Annotated in this window: 13 protein-coding genes; 2 read left to right on the top strand and 11 right to left on the bottom strand. The window is 41.1% G+C overall.

Features of this window, described 5'->3' with window-relative positions; all coding sequences use genetic code 11:
• Positions 1-24 precede the first annotated feature (24 nt).
• The 3 genes from AK823_RS04805 to surE form a co-directional block, all read right to left on the bottom strand.
• Positions 25-2,211 (bottom strand): UvrD-helicase domain-containing protein, encoded by a 2,187-nt coding sequence (locus AK823_RS04805; protein ID WP_068326765.1) that lies wholly within the window; start codon positions 2,209-2,211, stop codon positions 25-27.
• A 240-nt stretch (positions 2,212-2,451) separates the two neighbouring features.
• Positions 2,452-3,249, bottom strand: a complete 798-nt coding sequence (locus AK823_RS04800; protein WP_068326762.1) for a M23 family metallopeptidase — start codon at positions 3,247-3,249, stop codon at positions 2,452-2,454.
• A 166-nt stretch (positions 3,250-3,415) separates the two neighbouring features.
• The gene (gene surE, locus AK823_RS04795) at positions 3,416-4,321 is read right to left on the bottom strand and encodes a 5'/3'-nucleotidase SurE (RefSeq protein WP_068326759.1); all 906 of its coding nucleotides are present in this window, start codon (positions 4,319-4,321) and stop codon (positions 3,416-3,418) included.
• Positions 4,322-5,159: 838 nt separating this feature from the next.
• On the opposite strand from surE, the gene AK823_RS04790 reads away from it, so the two are divergent.
• Both AK823_RS04790 and AK823_RS04785 read left to right on the top strand, forming a co-directional pair.
• Positions 5,160-5,504, top strand: a complete 345-nt coding sequence (locus AK823_RS04790) for a hypothetical protein (protein ID WP_227514120.1) — start codon at positions 5,160-5,162, stop codon at positions 5,502-5,504.
• Positions 5,505-6,018: 514 nt separating this feature from the next.
• Positions 6,019-7,185, top strand: a complete 1,167-nt coding sequence (locus AK823_RS04785; RefSeq protein WP_068035003.1) for a D-alanyl-D-alanine carboxypeptidase family protein — start codon at positions 6,019-6,021, stop codon at positions 7,183-7,185.
• Positions 7,186-7,320: 135 nt separating this feature from the next.
• Here the strand turns inward: AK823_RS04785 and AK823_RS04780 are convergent, their stop codons facing one another.
• The 8 genes from AK823_RS04780 to pilW all read right to left on the bottom strand — a co-directional run bounded on the left by AK823_RS04780 (position 7,321) and on the right by pilW (position 17,858).
• Entirely contained in the window at positions 7,321-9,267 is a 1,947-nt protein-coding gene (locus tag AK823_RS04780) for a HAMP domain-containing sensor histidine kinase (RefSeq protein WP_068326753.1), read from the bottom strand.
• A 164-nt stretch (positions 9,268-9,431) separates the two neighbouring features.
• Positions 9,432-10,862 (bottom strand): ribosome biogenesis GTPase Der, encoded by a 1,431-nt coding sequence (gene der / locus AK823_RS04775; RefSeq protein ID WP_068326750.1) that lies wholly within the window; start codon positions 10,860-10,862, stop codon positions 9,432-9,434.
• Positions 10,863-11,207: 345 nt separating this feature from the next.
• On the bottom strand, positions 11,208-12,356 hold the full coding sequence (gene bamB, locus AK823_RS04770; protein WP_228138915.1) for an outer membrane protein assembly factor BamB: 1,149 nt from the start codon (positions 12,354-12,356) through the stop codon (positions 11,208-11,210).
• Positions 12,357-12,531: 175 nt separating this feature from the next.
• The gene (locus AK823_RS04765) at positions 12,532-13,350 is read right to left on the bottom strand and encodes a tetratricopeptide repeat protein (RefSeq protein ID WP_068326744.1); all 819 of its coding nucleotides are present in this window, start codon (positions 13,348-13,350) and stop codon (positions 12,532-12,534) included.
• A 93-nt stretch (positions 13,351-13,443) separates the two neighbouring features.
• Positions 13,444-14,745, bottom strand: a complete 1,302-nt coding sequence (hisS, locus tag AK823_RS04760; protein WP_068326741.1) for a histidine--tRNA ligase — start codon at positions 14,743-14,745, stop codon at positions 13,444-13,446.
• Between the two features lie 101 nt (positions 14,746-14,846).
• Complete coding sequence (gene ispG / locus AK823_RS04755) at positions 14,847-15,962, bottom strand: flavodoxin-dependent (E)-4-hydroxy-3-methylbut-2-enyl-diphosphate synthase (RefSeq protein ID WP_068034998.1); 1,116 nt, start codon at positions 15,960-15,962, stop codon at positions 14,847-14,849.
• Between the two features lie 112 nt (positions 15,963-16,074).
• Entirely contained in the window at positions 16,075-16,911 is an 837-nt protein-coding gene (locus tag AK823_RS04750) for a RodZ domain-containing protein (protein WP_343286416.1), read from the bottom strand.
• On the bottom strand, positions 16,902-17,858 hold the full coding sequence (pilW, locus tag AK823_RS04745) for a type IV pilus biogenesis/stability protein PilW (protein WP_228138914.1): 957 nt from the start codon (positions 17,856-17,858) through the stop codon (positions 16,902-16,904). Before pilW ends, AK823_RS04750 begins: the two co-directional genes overlap by 10 nt.

The following is a 17,858-nucleotide window of genomic DNA, read 5'->3' as shown; positions in this document are numbered from 1 at the left end:
ATGGTGGCTGTATAACCTTAACGGTCACCACCACACCGGATCATCACTCGCCAGCATCTCTAAGGACTTCCTAGAACGCTTAACCTCAACTTCATCTGCAGACAACTCAGCGATAAATCGTGAGGGCTTGTCAAAATACCCTGAATAACTGGCAAAATAATCTGGCGCGGTTAGATACAGTCTGCTCTTAGCACGGCTACAGGCAACATAGAATAATTTTCGCTCCTCTTCTAATTCCTCAAAGTCATCTAAAGAGCGATGATGCGGCGTGATACCATCGACTAATGAATTGACGAACACCACTGGCCACTCTAGCCCTTTGGCACTATGAATGGTCGAGATAGTAACTTTGTCTTTATCGTTTTCCTCAGGCTGACTGGTCGTTGCCACTGAGTCATTGGGCGGATCTAATGCCAAATTTTCTAAGAAATTATCAAGACTGCTATGCTCTGTTGCCAAGTTTTTGAGAACGCGAAAGTCCTCGCTACGCTCACGCCAGTTCTCTTCAATCGTCTTTAAAATAGGAACATAAAACTCTAAAATACGCTCAATAATAGTCTCGACTGATTCTTCCTGACTTGCCTTAGTCAGAGTATGATACAAAAGCTCAAGTTGCTCACTTTTTTTGGCAAACTTTGCCGTCAGCAATGGCTCAAAAGAATTATTATCAGAATTAATTGCTTGAGTCAAACGCGTCGCAGTGACTGCCCCAACTCCTTGGAACAAGGTCAAAATTCGGTGCCATGCAATCGTATCATTGGGGTTATAAAGAATTTTAATAAAGGCCAACACATCCTTGATATGACGGCGCTCAACGAACTTAATACCCCCTACCACGATAAATGGAATATGACGCTCCATAAATTCTAACTGTACATAATTGGACTGAAAAGACGTACGGCACAGTACCGCAAAATCATTGTAATCCTGATCTGGCTTTAACTCGATAATCTTATCGGCAATAAACTTAGCTTCTTTCGTTTCATCACTCAGGCGGCTAAATATCGGCTTTTCGCCCGTTATAGTAGCGTTTGAATAGAGCTGTTTTTGATACCCCAAGGTGATTTGTGCGGACAAGGCATTGATATAATTTAAAACAGCAGGCGTACTGCGATAGTTTTGCTCCAGCTTAATGAGACTCGCCTCAGGATAGGTCTCACCGAACAGTAGAATATTTTCGTAATTTGCGCCGCGAAAAGCATAAATACTTTGGTTGTCATCCCCGACCACCATCAACGATACCGATTCAGGCTCGCAAATCAAATCTATCAGCTGCTTTTGCGGGATATTAGTATCTTGATATTCATCGACCATGATGTAGCGATATTGGTTTTGTAGTAATTGTCTAAATGTGTCATTGGTCTTTAAATGGCGCACGACTTGGCTAATGATGTCATCAAAATCATAGAGATGATTGGCACGCTTATACTCATGAAAATCGATTGCTAATTGCTCGATAATGGGAATATGTACGGCGATATCAGGATAATTACTTTCGATTAAATCGCGGATATGAATGCGTCTATTTCTAGAGGTGGAGATGATATTTTGCAAGGTCTTTTTACGAGGAAAGGCTTGGCTTTTGGTTTGCGCAGGATACTTTTTTTCTTTATGAATTAAATCGATCGCATCCTCGCTATCGCCTGTATCCAAGATAGTAAATCGCGGATTAATACCAAGCAGCCCTGAATACTGGCGCAATAGCATATTGCAGAATGAGTGAAAGGTTCCACTGGTGATATCATTTAACGCTTTACTAGTTGGTAGTATATCTTCTGATAATTCATCATCAGACAAAGTATTATTTAGCAGCGTCTTAGCGCGACTCTTAATCTCATTCGCCGCTTTACGAGTAAAGGTTAGTAGCAAAATGCTTTTGGGTGTCACCCCATTTTCTAACAAATAGCTGGTGCGATAAGTCAACGTTTTGGTCTTACCAGAGCCAGCACCTGCGATGACCAATACCTTGCCATCGATAGTAGTGGCTGCTAACAATTGGTCAGGATTTAGCTCACTGGCATAGTCTACTTTTAACTCTAATTCACCATTCAATCTTTGCTTAAGCAGCTCGATATTTGCATCGTCATCAGCGTCGATTAGATTGGCCTCGAGCTTCTTTATCGCCTTTTCAAGACGCGTAAGCTTAGGCTTAATCTCCATAAAGTTCTGCGGATAATTATAGCGGTGAGTATCAAAAATCGTGGTAGTCATTGCAGGATATTGCCTTTAATTTTGGGTAAAAACTGTCTATTTAAAATTATTGAATTAAAAATGGTACTTCGTTAATAGGTTGTATATTAAGTCACTTTTAACGACCTATAAAAAAACCTGTCACTATTTTTCATAAGGCTTTGCAACGATATGAAAAGTAGTGACAGGTTATAGATATGCAATAGGCTTTGAGCTCCTATTACTCAGCTTAGACTAAATGACACCTAAGTTAAGCAATATTTAACGACCTAAGACTGCACGCGGATCGATAGGATTACCATTCAAGCGCACTTGGAATTGCAGTGCTACTTGGTTGGTCTGGCCGCTGCTACCCATACTGGCAATACGTTGACCGAGCTGTACTGCTTCGCCTTCTTTGACGAGTAGCTGGCTGTTGTGCGCATAAGCGGTAATGTAATTGCCACTATGACGAATCATAATAAGATTGCCATATTCTGTTAGCCCATCGCCAGAATACAGTACCGTTCCACTTTGGCTAGCAAGTACTGGATCACCTTCTTTACCAGCAAACCACATGCCCATGTTGCCAGATGAAGCATCAAAATTGCGGATTACTTGGTTACGGCTAGGATACTCGTACCCTGCTGTCGAGTTAGCAGTTACCTCATAAGCAGGAGTTGAGCCAGTCGTAGGCGGTGGTGTGTACTGCGGCTGCGGAGTCGATGGTGTAGCAGCAACGTTATAGTTGTTGTTACTAGTAGGACGTACAGGCGCGCTTTGCTCACCGTGCCAAAGCTTGAGCCATTGACCACTATAGATAGTATATTTACTATCAAGACCGTTAAGTGCACCGATTTGACGATAATTTAAGCGATAACGTGAAGCAATTTGACTAACAGTATCGCCACGTCTGACAAGATGATAGTTAGGTACACCTTGGCTATTGGTGATGATTTTAGGACCTGATTGTGCAGAATTTTGATAAGTAGGCTTAGTCGCACAGCCTGTCATCGCAACCGCTAGAGTTCCGACTAAAGCAGCAGTCGCCAGCTGCGACTTAGAAATAAGCTTTTTCATACAAGGTTTCCTATTCTTTATATTACTCACGATTATCGTGTTGTTATCTTTACAGTTTATAGAGTTATACCGCCGCTATTATAACCATAATATCGCTCTATTTATAGAATTTGACTCTATTTATAAAAACAGTACTTCTAATATTAAATATCAATATATGAGCGCCTTACAAGGCTAAGGTCGAGAGTCGATCAAGCGCATAAGTCGGCGTATGATGCAGACGAACAGGTGATAAGCTAATGTAGCCTGCTGCGACGGCTTGAGCATCAGTATAGACAACTACGCTATCGTTATTATCTGTTATCGATTGATTTTTAAGCTCAAGGCTGTTTATACCTAGAGGCTTATATCCATTTATAGGATCATCATTAAACGTATCGATAGAAGCGCCGCTATACTCTTCGGTTTTCGGATTTTGGCAGTTTTTTAAACACAACCAATAGGCATCACGGCCACGTGGATCCACTATCTGATGTACAGGGTTTGCCAGTAGACTATGTTCTAGAGTCGTGACCTTACGTCCATTAATAGCCTCAGCCGTGTCTACATTAGGAATATTGACGTTTAGTACATGATAGGGCAAACGCGTGATTTCTTCCAATATAGGGGTTTCAGTCAATAGTTTAACGATTTCTTCTGCTGCCATTTGATAATGACTGATTTTATCCTCTCCGTTACCCTTGATTTTACCGCCTACTAACGAGGTTGCAATCGCTGGTACGCCAAAGAGTTGGGCAGTCAACGCCGCACCAAAAGTACCTGAAAAAAATACCTTTTGCCCTAAATTGTCTCCAGAATTAATACCTGTAATCACACAGTCAAACTGAATATCTGAATAAAGCTGATGTAGGGCAAGATAAACACAATCTGCAGGTGAGCCATTAACGGCAATAAACCCTGATGGCAGCTCGTGGGTATATAATGGCTGTGAGATATGGAGCGAGCTTGCGCTACCGCTCTCTTCTGCATTTGGTGCAACGACCATTACCTCTCCTACTTTAGAGAGTGCTTGATATAACGCTAATAATCCTGGCGCATGTATCCCATCATCATTACTAATTAAAAACTTCATATCAGCTCAATATAATCATATCTTATTTTCTAGCTGCTTATTATTTTCTAGCCGCTTACTCGCTTACTATAGTTTCATTGCTACTGTTCATATGACTTATCAATATAGACAGCACAATGTAGCAATGCTTTGATGTAAAAGATAGTTTTGGTGAGCTAAAGCGCAGCAGATAAATATAGATATAAAAAAGTAAAAAATAAAAACGTCGTATAAATACAATGTCATTTGAAATACAGTTATCAGCGTAATAATAGTTATATTTAATGAATACCTATTCATAGATAAGTAAGTCAATAGCGAGTCTATGTGCATAGAATCACTTGATATATAGAATCACTATATAACCTTGAAAGCGATTATAACTTAATAGTGGACATTCATAAACTAACACTTAACTTCTTACCTTAAAGTCAAGTATAATCAATCAGTTGCAATTGCACCTACAAATGCTTGATGACTCCTTTAACATTACAAAATCCACCTTTGTGGATGTATATACTGATACTGATTGGTCACCATTTAGCTTATTTTTTCGTTACAATAGGCAACAACGAACAACAATAGACAATTATCTATTAAGGCTAATGTAACTTATGGGCAGATGCTACTGATATGTTGCTACGAATCGCCATCAGGTCACAAGACATCTACACATAAGCCAATATTTTATGTGACTTTTATTTTTTTTCCGATTACCATAACACCATTAAATAACGCAAAGCGAGTGTGATACCGAATGAAGAATCAATCGATATTAGCTATGATTTCTATAACGACAAAAACAGTTTCGAAAATAGCCTCAAAAGTTGGCCTTGTTGGATTGATAGCCTCTGTTACCATGTTAGCACAAACGTCTAATGCAGCTAATGGTAATGTCTCTACCATTCCTCTTGATATGTCTGGTGTTAGTATTACTAAACATGAGATTGCTGTTATGCAGGTACTGTCTGAGATTTGCCCACCGATGCTAAACAAAAGACAAAAACAACGGTTTTACAAGTCTTATAATACACAGCTACATGAACTTATGCCTTCTTTAGAAGACCCTAAAGCGGCTATACAGTATTTGTCAACGCAGCAAGATTATCGTCAAATTCTACAAAGCATTCGTAGTTGGACTCTTGGATTCTCTAAACAAGACAACAAAGCGCTTTGTGAAGACTTAGCGAACGCAGAGTACTAATGACTGGCATACTGCCAACCTAGTAAAAACAAGTTTTAATGGTAATTTAGCTATAAGTAAGCTACTAATAAAACAATTATAAGAGCTTTTTTATACATAATAACTCACTGCATAATCGCTTTAACCCAAACTGAGCTTGCTACCCCTCACTCTGAAAGCTAAGAGTAAAGGGTAGCAAGCTTTTTTGTATTAAATCTTTATAAGACATTTGTACAAGTTTAAAACCTCTATATAACCTGCGTATAGTAAAGCCATCACTATCCTAAATAGTTTCTCGCATCTTTTAACAAATTAAATCTAAATGATAGTCATCATAGCTGTTGCTGTAGACTGTTTTTTAGACTATTCTTGCCCACATTGTCGACGTCTTATTTTATCGTATTTATTGTTTCCCCATCGGGTAGCATTTTGCTAAGATAAGGCCTTAATTTTATGTCCACCGTCAGCTTCAAATGCTTGTATCAGTATAGTTGGCGGTAGACGCATTGGGTTTCATGATGTGGTGTAACAATCTATGACAGTAAAGCTTGTAAAACAACAGCTCGTACAGCTGGTAGTTGGTGTTAGCTTATCTTTAAGTGCAGTAATGGCAAATGCCGCCATTCAACCACCGGAGATGGATAATACCGCCTATGTATTGATGGACTATAATACTGGTGAAATACTAGCGCAAAAAAACGCTAACCAGCCTCTACCACCAGCCTCATTAACCAAAATGATGACCAGTTATATCATCGAGCAGCGTTTAAGCTCAGGCGACTTGACCGAAGATGAGCAAGTACTGATGAGCAAAAACGCGTGGTGTCGCGGTAGCAGTAGCCAGTCTTGTATGTATGTGCCAGTGAACAAAACCGCCAGTGTCATCGATATGCTACGCGGTATCATCATTCAGTCAGGTAATGACGCATCAAAAGCAATGGCTGAGCATATTGCAGGTAGCGAAGCGTCATTTGCAATATTAATGAATGAACAAGCCAAAAAGCTTGGAATGGATAATACGCACTTTGTGAATGCAACGGGCATGCCTGATGAAGGTCACCAAGCATCAGCACTTGATTTAGCAAAGCTTGCGCGCGCTATCATTAAAAATAGCGGTGAGTACTATGACATCTATGCTGAAAAAGAATTCACCTACAATGGTATCACTCAAGGCAATCGTAATGCTTTACTTGCCACCGATCCTACCGTAGATGGTTTAAAAACGGGTCATACTGATGCAGCAGGCTACTGTCTGGTTGCCTCAAGTAACCGTGATGATATGCGTCTGATTTCTGTCATTATGGGTACAGAAAGCCAGCAAGCGCGTGCTGATCAGTCGCGAGAGCTGCTTAACTGGGGTTTTGGACACTTTACTACCGTGACTAAAGCACCGTCTGGTCAGTTTGTTAGCAAGCTACCAGTATGGTTTGGAGAGGCAGATGAGGTAGAGTTGGCAACAGGCGATACTCTACAAATTCTAACCAGCAAAACTCAAAAAAACAAAATCACTACTGTTGTTGATATCCCTGACAGCATAGAAGCACCTATCAAAAAGGGTCAACAAATCGGTAAAATGTTGGCAGTAATTGATGGTAAAGCAGTAGCTTCAGTGCCTATCGTAGCGACCAATGATGTCGAACAATCAGGCTTTATGAGCCGGATGTGGCAGCATGTGGTACGCTGGGCACAGAACTTGTTCTAAGTTTATTAGAATAATAGCCAGTCAATTATTTTTGATAAGCTTATAAACATAAAAAAGACGCTTCTAATCAAGCGTCTTTTTTTATTCCAGATATAAAGCTTGTTACTGCAAAACTTGATAGTTAATAGTTAAAAACTAGGCTAACCATTTTTTCAATAAAATAGTTAATACTTTAGGATCTTGTACCGTACTATGACAGTAATCTACCCCTGCGGCTTTTAAATCGTATTCAAAACTTTCTACATAACGCTCTTTATGCGGCGGATACCAATAAATTAATAGTGAGCGAGAAGTAGTTTCCCGTTCACGAATACACTTGGCTAATTGAGCGACCTGTTCGGGTAATACCTCTTCTGCAAACATAATCGTATTTACTTTTGCTTTCAAAATGTAATCCATCATCGATTGTCCGTTACGCTGGGATTTGACATTAGCCCCAAGCTGCTTCAATGTCTGTACCATAAAGCCCGTTTCATCGTGATGGTAGTAAACAATATCCATTCCTTTTAAGAGATTCTGGTGTTGAGTCTGACTTCTATAACGCAGGGGCATGGTAACAATGAACTTACTACCTGTACCGAGCTCACTATCAACTTCAATTTCTGCACCAAGTAGTTGGATAATTTGTTTAATAACTGACAGTCCTATTCCTACCCCTTCATGCTCACGAGTATCTGACGAATCAACTTGGAAAAATGGAGTGAAAATATCTTCTAAGTAAGTTTTATCAATACCAATACCTGTATCAGTAACTTTAATTTGCCAGCGAATACTCTCATTAAAATGTGTCAGCTGAGAATCAATAACAACTTGGCCTGTATAAGTAAATTTAATCGCATTGTCTATCAAAGTGGTTAAGATTTGCTGAATCTTAGTCACGTCCCCTTCAAGGGTATATTCTACGTGATGAATACGGCTAATTAACTCTAGATCTTTTTGCCTCGCTGCGGGCTCGAATTTTTCTATTAAGTCGGCAATCATTTGTAATGGATTAAACTCACTTAAACTGACGATCATTTGGCCTTTTTCTATCCTATTTAGCTGGATAATCTGCTCAAGCGTTAATTCTAAGTGATGACTTCCTTTATGAATGATGGCTAAGGTGTCTTTTTGTTCATCGTTGAGATATTGATTATCCAATAACTGTAAACCACCTGTAATAGCATTCAGTGACGTCTTTAGCTCATGAGTAATCATGTTTTGAAAATTGGAGCGCTGCATATCAAGAGACAAATCCTTGTTATGTAACTGCTGCTCAAAATCTGCAAGGTCGCGGTAGTCTTGCTGTGCGGCTCTTAGTCGATCAAATAAAATAATAAAGGCTTTTTTTATACGTATCAGCTCTTCAAATCCAAAACGCTGTTGAATAGTTGGTAGTTGTTCAAGCTCAGGGTTGTTGGCTGCCGTTTCGCATACTTTTGCCAGCTCAATAATATCTTTGGTCGGCCAATTAAGTTTACGCAAGACAAACCAAACAATAGAGATAGCCAGAACAATGGTCGCAAACCACGATAACAAATTAATGCGTATCCAGTACCAACGCAGCTTATTGATATCCAAGGTAATATTGATATAGCCAACTAAGGTATTACGAGCTGCCAGTTGAGTCGTTGACATAGTTGTATCTTCAGCTTCAACAGATAATGTACTAGCAAGTTGTTGACTGGAGTTAGCACGCTGAATACTATTGCCACTAAGGTAGCAACTAGTAACTGGATAGTTAAAGCTGACCGTATCAGCAATCAAGGCGTTATACCAATTGTTGCTCACGCTATCGATATCATCTTGACCCAAGGAATCAATAGGATCATCAGTCGAATAAAACAGAATACTTTGTAGAGTCGGGTCACTATCTAACAATGTACTTACTTGTCTGGCAACAAGATTAGCACCATCAGGGATTGAAGCACTATTTGCAAGCATCTCACCCAATTGCTGAACATGGAGACGTTTTTGTTGATAGCTATAAACAAAGGCATAGACGAAAGACAATAAGAAGCCTGCCAAAACTGCCACAATGATAGCTTGCAATACGGAACGACGTATAATCGTGGGTATGTTTGTAGGAAGACTTGTACTCATGTTAATCAATCAACTCATGGCGGCTATTACTTATAGTACCTCATAAGTGTATGGATCGTTTGTTTTAGGATGCGTGGTAAGGATAGAAAGTACTTATACTAGTACCATCTTCTCAATTTATTTGGCCTAAAGACCTCTATTGCAGAGGTCTCTAAACATATTTCTTATCGTTTTTTATCAGTGCTTTTATTATTCTTTGAATACTTTTGCTTACGATTACGCTGGCGCTGAAGCAATTGTTGTGCTTTAGCCTTGGTTGGCGTATCACTCTTATTAGCATATGGATTTTCGTTGAGCTTAAAGACCACGTTAAGCGGTGTACCTTCAAGTTTAAACACTTCACGGAATTGGTTTTCGAGGTAGCGCTGATAACTCTTAGGTAATGAGCCAGTTTGATTACCATGAATAACAATTACCGGTGGATTATGGCCACCAATATGAGCATAACGCAGTTTAATACGGCGGCCTGCAACGGTTGGTGGCGGGTTCGCAGTAACAGCATCTTCTAAAATCTGCGTCAAACGATTGGTAGACACTTCAAACATAGAAGACTGATAGGCACGTAAAATGGATGGATAAAGATTACCCACACCCGTACCATGCAATGCTGATATCAAATGCACTTTTACATACGGTATGAAATTAAAACGACGATCCATCTCGATTTTTATATAGTCTCTTTGATCATGAGTTAAACCATCCCACTTATTAATGGCGACTACTAATGCTCGGCCTGCATCAAGTGCATAACCAATCATATGCAGATCTTGATCCACGATACCTTCTTGCGCATCGATAACGATGACAGTAACGTTAGAGTCTTCGATAGCTTGTAAGGTTTTAATAACAGAGAATTTTTCTACTTTTTCATCAATACGGCCACGGCGACGTACACCAGCAGTATCAATCAATACGTAGTTTTTACCATCGCGCTTATAAGGAATATAGATACTATCTCGCGTGGTACCAGGCATATCGAACACAACGACCCGATCCTCACCTAATAGACGATTCACAAGCGTAGATTTACCTACATTTGGACGACCAATAATAGCGAGCTTTAGACCATCTGGCTCTCCAGCATCTACGTCTTCAGGCATATCAGCAGTAATTACTTCTAAAAGATTGCCGACACCGCGACCATGGCTGGCAGCCATTGGATAAGGTTCACCCAATCCTAGTGCATAAAATTCTGCAGGCGCAGCATCATGAGCGCCATCGACTTTATTGGCGACAACATATACAGGCTTGCCTAAGCTATGCAAGAACTTACCGATTTCTGCATCGGCACCAATCATGCCTACGCGCGCATCAACTACAAAGACAATAATGTCAGCTTCATGGATCGCGGTATGTGACTGCTCAGACATATAGTCATCAATATCACCTCTGCCATCGTCTGCTTCACCGATACCACCAGTGTCCACAACGATAAATGACTTGCCTTCATAGGCAGCATCACCATACTGGCGATCACGAGTCAGACCTGATAGGTCGGCAACCAAAGCCTGACGACTCTTGGTAAATTGATTAAATAAAGTAGATTTACCTACATTGGGACGGCCAATTAGGGCGACCACGGGCTTGATACTCATGCGTTACTCTCAATGACGGACAATAATGACAACAAATACGTGTCATATTACCGCAAACTTAAATGAATGATAAAGATAAAAAATAATAATAAGGGATAACAGTCTGTGATTGGATAGATAATGCATTAATCGTATGAGACAGTCCGCTAGTTATAAATAACTGCACCTATATAAGGGCGCATAGATTACGCGAAACGTACTGTCTATACAAGGCATTAAACGCTGACAAGGCAGCGTTTAAATTATATAAAGCTATTATTAGATACTCTTACTAAGAAAAATAACTGAGTAACGCAATCTAATAAGTTACAAACAATAAGTTAAAACAACAATAGATTTAAGTATTTAACGTGCTAACTGCCATATTGCTACTTGACCAGAGACACTTTGAGTCATTAAACGACTACCCTGTACTTGCAAGTTAGTTAACGCACCTTTAGTCTGTACTCGGCTAATAATATCGCCAGTTGCAGGATTAAATAAATGCACTACCCCTTCAAGGTCACCAACAGCGATATAGTTTCCAATCATGACAGGGTTGGTCAAATCGCGATAAGCAAGTGCCTCACTTTCCCACAACACGTTACCATTAATACGATCGTATGCAACGACCTTACCTTCTAAGCTGGTTGCAATGACTTGTTTGTTATTCACCGCAAGTGCTTTTAGGCTAGCAAGTTCGTTAACAAACATGACCTGACGTGACGTTAAATCAATCCCAAGCAACTGACCACTATAGCTAATTGCATATAACTGATTATTATCAACGATAGGCATGCCATCGACATCGCTCATACGTTCAACTTCACTACTACCAGTACCTACACCGACACGTCTTGACCACTGTGGTAAACCACTATCGGTCGTGATAGCGTGCAGGCGGCCATCAGCAGTAGCCAGTAATGCCGTTTTGTCATCTAATAAGGTTGGCGCTGCGCTACCGCGGACACTAATAGCTGGGACTTGAGTCGCAAACTGCCATATCGATTGACCAGTCTGTAAAGATAAGCCATGTAAAAAGCCATCATTAGCAGATAATACCACACGGTTATTACTAATCAGTGCAGGCGTGAGCACAGAACCCGATAATTGATGCTCCCAGCGCTTAGCACCCGTAGCGCTATCGAACGCCATTACTAAGCCATTACGTGTACTAACAATAGCGGTTTGACTTAATGGATCTAGTGCCACACCGCCCGTGATTTGATTGCCAACATTCATTGACCATAAACGCTGACCAGTACTATCAAAACCTGTCACCTCACCACCACGTGATGCCGTGACAATCTGTGCATTGCTATAGCCAACTTGTAGAGCAAGAGGGTCTTTTTTACTGGCTTTTTTATTACCAACATCAACGCTAAATACAGGCTGAAGCACACTAACAGGTTGTGCAATTTGCACCAGTTTGACTGGATCATGTACCACTGGCTTGATACCACGGTTACACCCAACGACAGCAGTCGTCATCAGCGCCAAGACTGCCACATTCATGACAGTCGACTTTATGGTCTTATTTTTTATCGTTTTGCTGAAGCGAATAGATCGGGTCATTGTATGTTCTCACTACGAATAAATTAACTATCGATAAACGGGCTATAAATTGAGAAGCTGCGAATAAATAGCACCATAATTGTCTGTAATATACATTACTTATTATACTGCTGACTTACTGCGCTGCTTGGTCAGAAACGTTACTATTGTTAACGCTATCATTAACGTTAACATTAGGATTTTGTGTTGCTGTCTCAGGTATAGCAGCTGCTTGAATAAGGCTAGCTGGCTCGCTAATTGGTTCAGGAACGATACCAAGACTCTCCATCTTTAATGCCAATACTGCTCGAGTTTCTTGACGTTTACTGATGAGATTCCAAGCATTAGTATAAGCTTTGATAGCAGCATCTTCATCATTTTTTGCTAAGTAAATATCACCTAGCAACTCTTGTTGGCTGGCCTCAAACGAGCTTGGCATATCATTGTTAGCTTCTGCTAAAGCTGCATCTGCATCACCTGCGGATAATAGCGTCTCTGCATAACGCAAGCGCGTAATAGCACTTAAGCCTGCATCACCCAAATCTATTGCTAGAGCCTTTTTTAAAGTTTCGGTAGCACCAGCAAAATCATCGCTATCGACCTGCTGACGAGCTTTAATCATTAATGCTTGCCAAGCATAGACTGAGTCCCCATGCGTGCTAACTAGTGCATCGATATCTTTATTGAGCTGGGTACGACTAGCAGCAAGTGCAGTCAATGCCTCAGCCTCTAAATCTGGGTTTTGTGCTGCTAGACTAACTTCTTCATTGAGCCTTTGAATATCCGCATAATGATCAGCGGCAACGGTATCTACCCGTGCATGGTTATCTTGCCAGTATGTCCAGCCAAAATAGCCTGCTAATGCTAATAATATAGCTGTGAAGATATAGCTACCATATTGCTTAAGCGCTTGCATCGAGTTGTCTGTATTTGGCGACTGGGTATTCTGAGCCATGGTTATTTACCTGATAAAATCTAGTTGCTAAAATCTAATTGCATAACAGCAAGTGGTTGTCTATTACATCGCTGCACTTTACTAGTGAGACTATTACAGACGCGTAAAATTCTCTGCTGTCGCCAGCCAATCCTGTGCCACTGATTGCTGATCACCGGTCTGCATATTTTTAATGCTAATCGTATTATCATCAAGCTCCTGCTGCGCAATAATAACAGTCAATGCTGCACCTGACTTATCAGCCTTTTTCATTTGTGCTTTCATACTGGTCGCACTCGCCATCTTAACTCGTAAATCTGGACGGCTATGGCGTAAGTCTTGTGCATAACTGAGACCCGAGCTATATACTTCTGGATGGGCAACGACAAAAACATCGCATGCTGATGTAGGTGGCATAGGGTTAACAGCATCAATGAGTAGCAATAAGCGCTCAAGCCCCATCGCAAAACCAACAGCAGGTTCAGATTTAACAGGTTTTTTATTATCCTTGTCATCATGAGCATCTATTGATTTTAGCTGACCGACTAAGCCGTCATAACGTCCACCTGCACAGACAGTCGCTTGACTACCAAGCTTATCAGTCACCCATTCAAAAACTGTTTTGTTATAGTAATCGAGACCGCGTACTAAATGCGGATTGATTTCATAATCTATGCCTAGCGTCGTCAAATAAGCTTGAACCTGCTCAAAGTGCGCTTTACTCTCAGCTCCCAAAAAATCAGCAAGTTTGGGTGCGTCAGTGAGCAGCGCCTGTGTGCTTGCTTCTTTACTATCTAAAATTCGTAGCGGATTGGTGGTCAAGCGGCGCTTACTATCATCATCAAGCTGATCTTGCTTGTCTGTTAAATAAGCAACCAGAGCATCGCGATAAGCGTGACGCTCATCAATCTCACCCAAACTATTTAGCTGCAAGCGCATCTCATCTTTAAGACCCAGCTCTTGCCACATCAGCTGCGTCATCGCAATCAGCTCAGCATCAGCATCTGGTAATGCACTGCCAAAGCTCTCGACCCCTATCTGATGAAACTGACGGTAGCGACCTTTTTGCGGGCGCTCATAGCGAAACATAGGACCGATATACCAAAGCTTTGGTGTATCACCGCGCAGCAAATTGTGTTCAATGACTGCACGTACTGCACCCGCTGTACCTTCTGGGCGCAAGGTCAAAGGTGTTGGTGGCTCGGACTTATCAGCGAAGCTATACATCTCTTTTTCGACGATATCCGTAGCACCGCCAATAGCACGAGCAAATAAATCAGTCTGTTCAACGATAGGTAAGCGAATATTCTCGTAACCGTATCTAGCCAACACGTTTGCCAACACTGCTTCTAATTGAAGCCATTTTGCTGCCTGCTCCGGCAGAATATCATTAAAACCTTTAATAGCTTTGATCATGATTCGGTTGTATCCTTAAATATTACAACAATTGTCTCTATTGTTATTCTTGTCGTTACTATTTACCACCATTTATAATAGTAAGTATTTTACGCTTCGCCCTACTTTACTCTAATAATCTCATTCTCACGCGATTTCTCAAGCTCTCTTGCATGAGCGCGTACCATGCTTTCTATTTCATCAACAAGATTGTCGGTGTCGATAAGATGGCTCTTTTGACCCATTCGGTATACTAATGACTTTGGTGATGCGCCGACGATACCAATATCAGACTCTTTTGCCTCTCCTGGACCATTCACTTTACAGCCAATTACGGACAAGTTCATCGGCTCGCGTACATCTTCTAAACGCGCTTCTAAAGCAGTCATTACTCTAATCACATCAAACTCTTGACGTGAGCAGCTTGGACAAGCAATAAAGTTTACGCCATTAGAGCGAATATTAAGCGACTTTAAGATATCAAAGCCGATTTTAATCTCTTCTTCTGGCTCTGCTGCCAAGGAGATACGAATAGTATCGCCAATGCCGTCTAATAATAAACCACCAAGGGCAATAGCAGATTTGACTGCGCCAGTACGGTATACACCAGCTTCAGTCACACCCAAATGTAGCGGATTATCAATCTGTGCTGATATTAAACGATAGGCATCCAAAGTTAAAAACACGTTGCTTGCTTTGACTGATACTTTATATTGGTCGAAGTTTAAACGCTCCAATATGTCAATATGACGCATGGCAGATTCAAGCATCGCCGCACCAGTTGGTTCAGTATATTTGCGCTGAATATCTTTCTCTAAAGAACCTGCATTGACCCCAATACGAATAGGAATATTATGATGCTTAGCACAAGCTACCACTTCGCGTACTTTAGCATCACTACCGATGTTGCCCGGATTGATACGTAGACAATCTGCGCCAGCTTCAGCAACCGCAAGTGCAATCTTATGATCAAAATGCACATCAGCGACCAATGGTACGCTAACCAGCTTGCGAATCTTACCGAACGCTTCGACCGTCTCCATCGTTGGCGTAGATACCCGCATAAAATCTGCGCCTGCCTCAACACAGCGCTCAATCTGTGCGACTGTCGCTGCTACATCACAAGTATCGGTATTGGTCATGCTTTGCACACTAATCGGTGCATCGCCGCCAATCGCGACATCACCGACATAAATCTTTTTGGTAGGACGGCGAGTAATAGGCGATGACGTTGACATATAAAATCCTTCAATCAGAGCAAAAGATAAGAGAATATTAGCAGTCTAAACTTTTAATAAACTTGTTATAAAAAACTAATAATAGCGCTAAAAACTGATAGTAAGTCACCTATTAAGGCGACAGTGCAAAACTTGCTTGCTTGTTAGTGGCATATTCATTTAACGCAACAGATTCTTGATTAAGTAATAAGCTTACATTATCAGTGTTATCAATTTGAATATTGAATGGCGGTGTACCTAGCAGCTTATAATTGCCACGAGCTTGGCTACCTGTCATGAGACTGTTCCCAGACGCATCAGTAATAGTTACATTAGCATCATCTGTGATGTCAACGTCTAATGAGACTTTACTCATATCATTAGCACTATCTAAATTAAGTGCTGAACCTGACGCCCCGACATCATCTAGACCAGTACTATCGAACTGGCTATTAACCGCTGCCCCTTGCGCTTGTTCCGATGCAGATAAGTCCTCAACTTCCGTCACAGGCGTGCGGTTATCTTGGCTGGCATTGGTCACCATGCGGAATAAAAATACCGCTAAGATAATAAGACCTATTACTGCAAGAATAAGTAATGGGTTAAAGCGAATACGGCTACGACTATCACGCTGCAACGTTCCCATTGGGCGCAATGGAGTATCAATATTATTGACCGATCGAGCTTTAAGCTCATTTGGATAAGAAGCATCAAAACTTGTCGCAATTTTTGTAGGGTCTAGATCTAAAAATTTTGCATAGTTGATTGCAAAACCACGTGCAAAAGTCACCTGTGGTAAAGCGGCAAAGTTTTCGTCTTCTAGCGCTTGCAGATGACGCTCTAAGATGAACAACTCACTTGCTACTTCTTTTAAACTAATTTGCTTAGCTTTACGGGCTTGCTGCAACATGGCACCAAATGATCCCTGAGCGTTAGATTGATGATTTGATGATGGGTTGTTCATTTCCATGGTGCCTCTGGATTGTTAAGCCAAGTCTTAAGTTGTTTTGCTTCATCACTTAATGGATAAGCGGATAGCAGCTGCTGTGCCAATTGTTGGCGCGTGGTTCTGTCATTTTGAGCGGCGGCAAGTTTGATACCTTGCAATAACAAACGCGGGCTAATACCTTGGCCTTGCACAAGCAATAAAGTCTCATCATAGAGTCTTTGTGCTTGCTGCACACGTTGCTGCTCAAGCAATAAGTCAACCAGCTCAATATGAGCAATCAAGCTATTACGATTACCATCTAAGGCACGTAAAAATGCTTTGGCTGCGGCTGGATTGTTATTAAGCTGTAAGTAAGTACGTCCTAGGTTCTCAAGTGCGCCAATACGCCCTTCATAACCAAGTGCTGCACCTGCAATTTCAAACTGTTCTGCGGCCTCAGTATAACGCTTCATCTGTGATAGATATACGCCATAGTTATTACGCACTTGATCAAAATCTTTATCAAGCGCAATCGCTTTTTTGAAGTATTGATCGGCTTTTTCAAGATTAAGGCGGCTGCCTTCTTGCTGCAACAAAACGCCCATCATATCATAGGCTGGCGCATATCGGCTATCAGCAGCAAAAGCTTTTTCAAGTTGACGCTGAGCAGTATCAAGCTCATTTTTACGAATATATTGTGCGGCAAGTGAAGTACGCACGCGAGCAATCTCTTGCTTATCAAGGTTGCGGTTATCACTTGGCTGCGTTGAAGTTTGATAACGGGTACTGCCACTCAAACCATCTGTTGGCGTACTTTGGCAACCTGTTAGCAATAACGCCATAATGGCACTAGCAACTAGCAGACATTTTGGTCTGCTAAGCGCAGTATGAAGTGTTTCTTGATACGTGATCACTGTTGCGGACTCATTCATTAATAAAGGAATTTTGCGCTGAGTCTTGAGTTGACAAGAGTATTTAGAAATCATCAT

Origin of the sequence: Psychrobacter sp. P2G3, from assembly GCF_001593285.1 — a bacterium.
Classification (GTDB): Bacteria; Pseudomonadota; Gammaproteobacteria; order Pseudomonadales; family Moraxellaceae; genus Psychrobacter.
The sequence above is the reverse complement of the archived record's forward strand: the minus strand, read 5'-3'. Positions and strand labels throughout refer to the sequence as shown.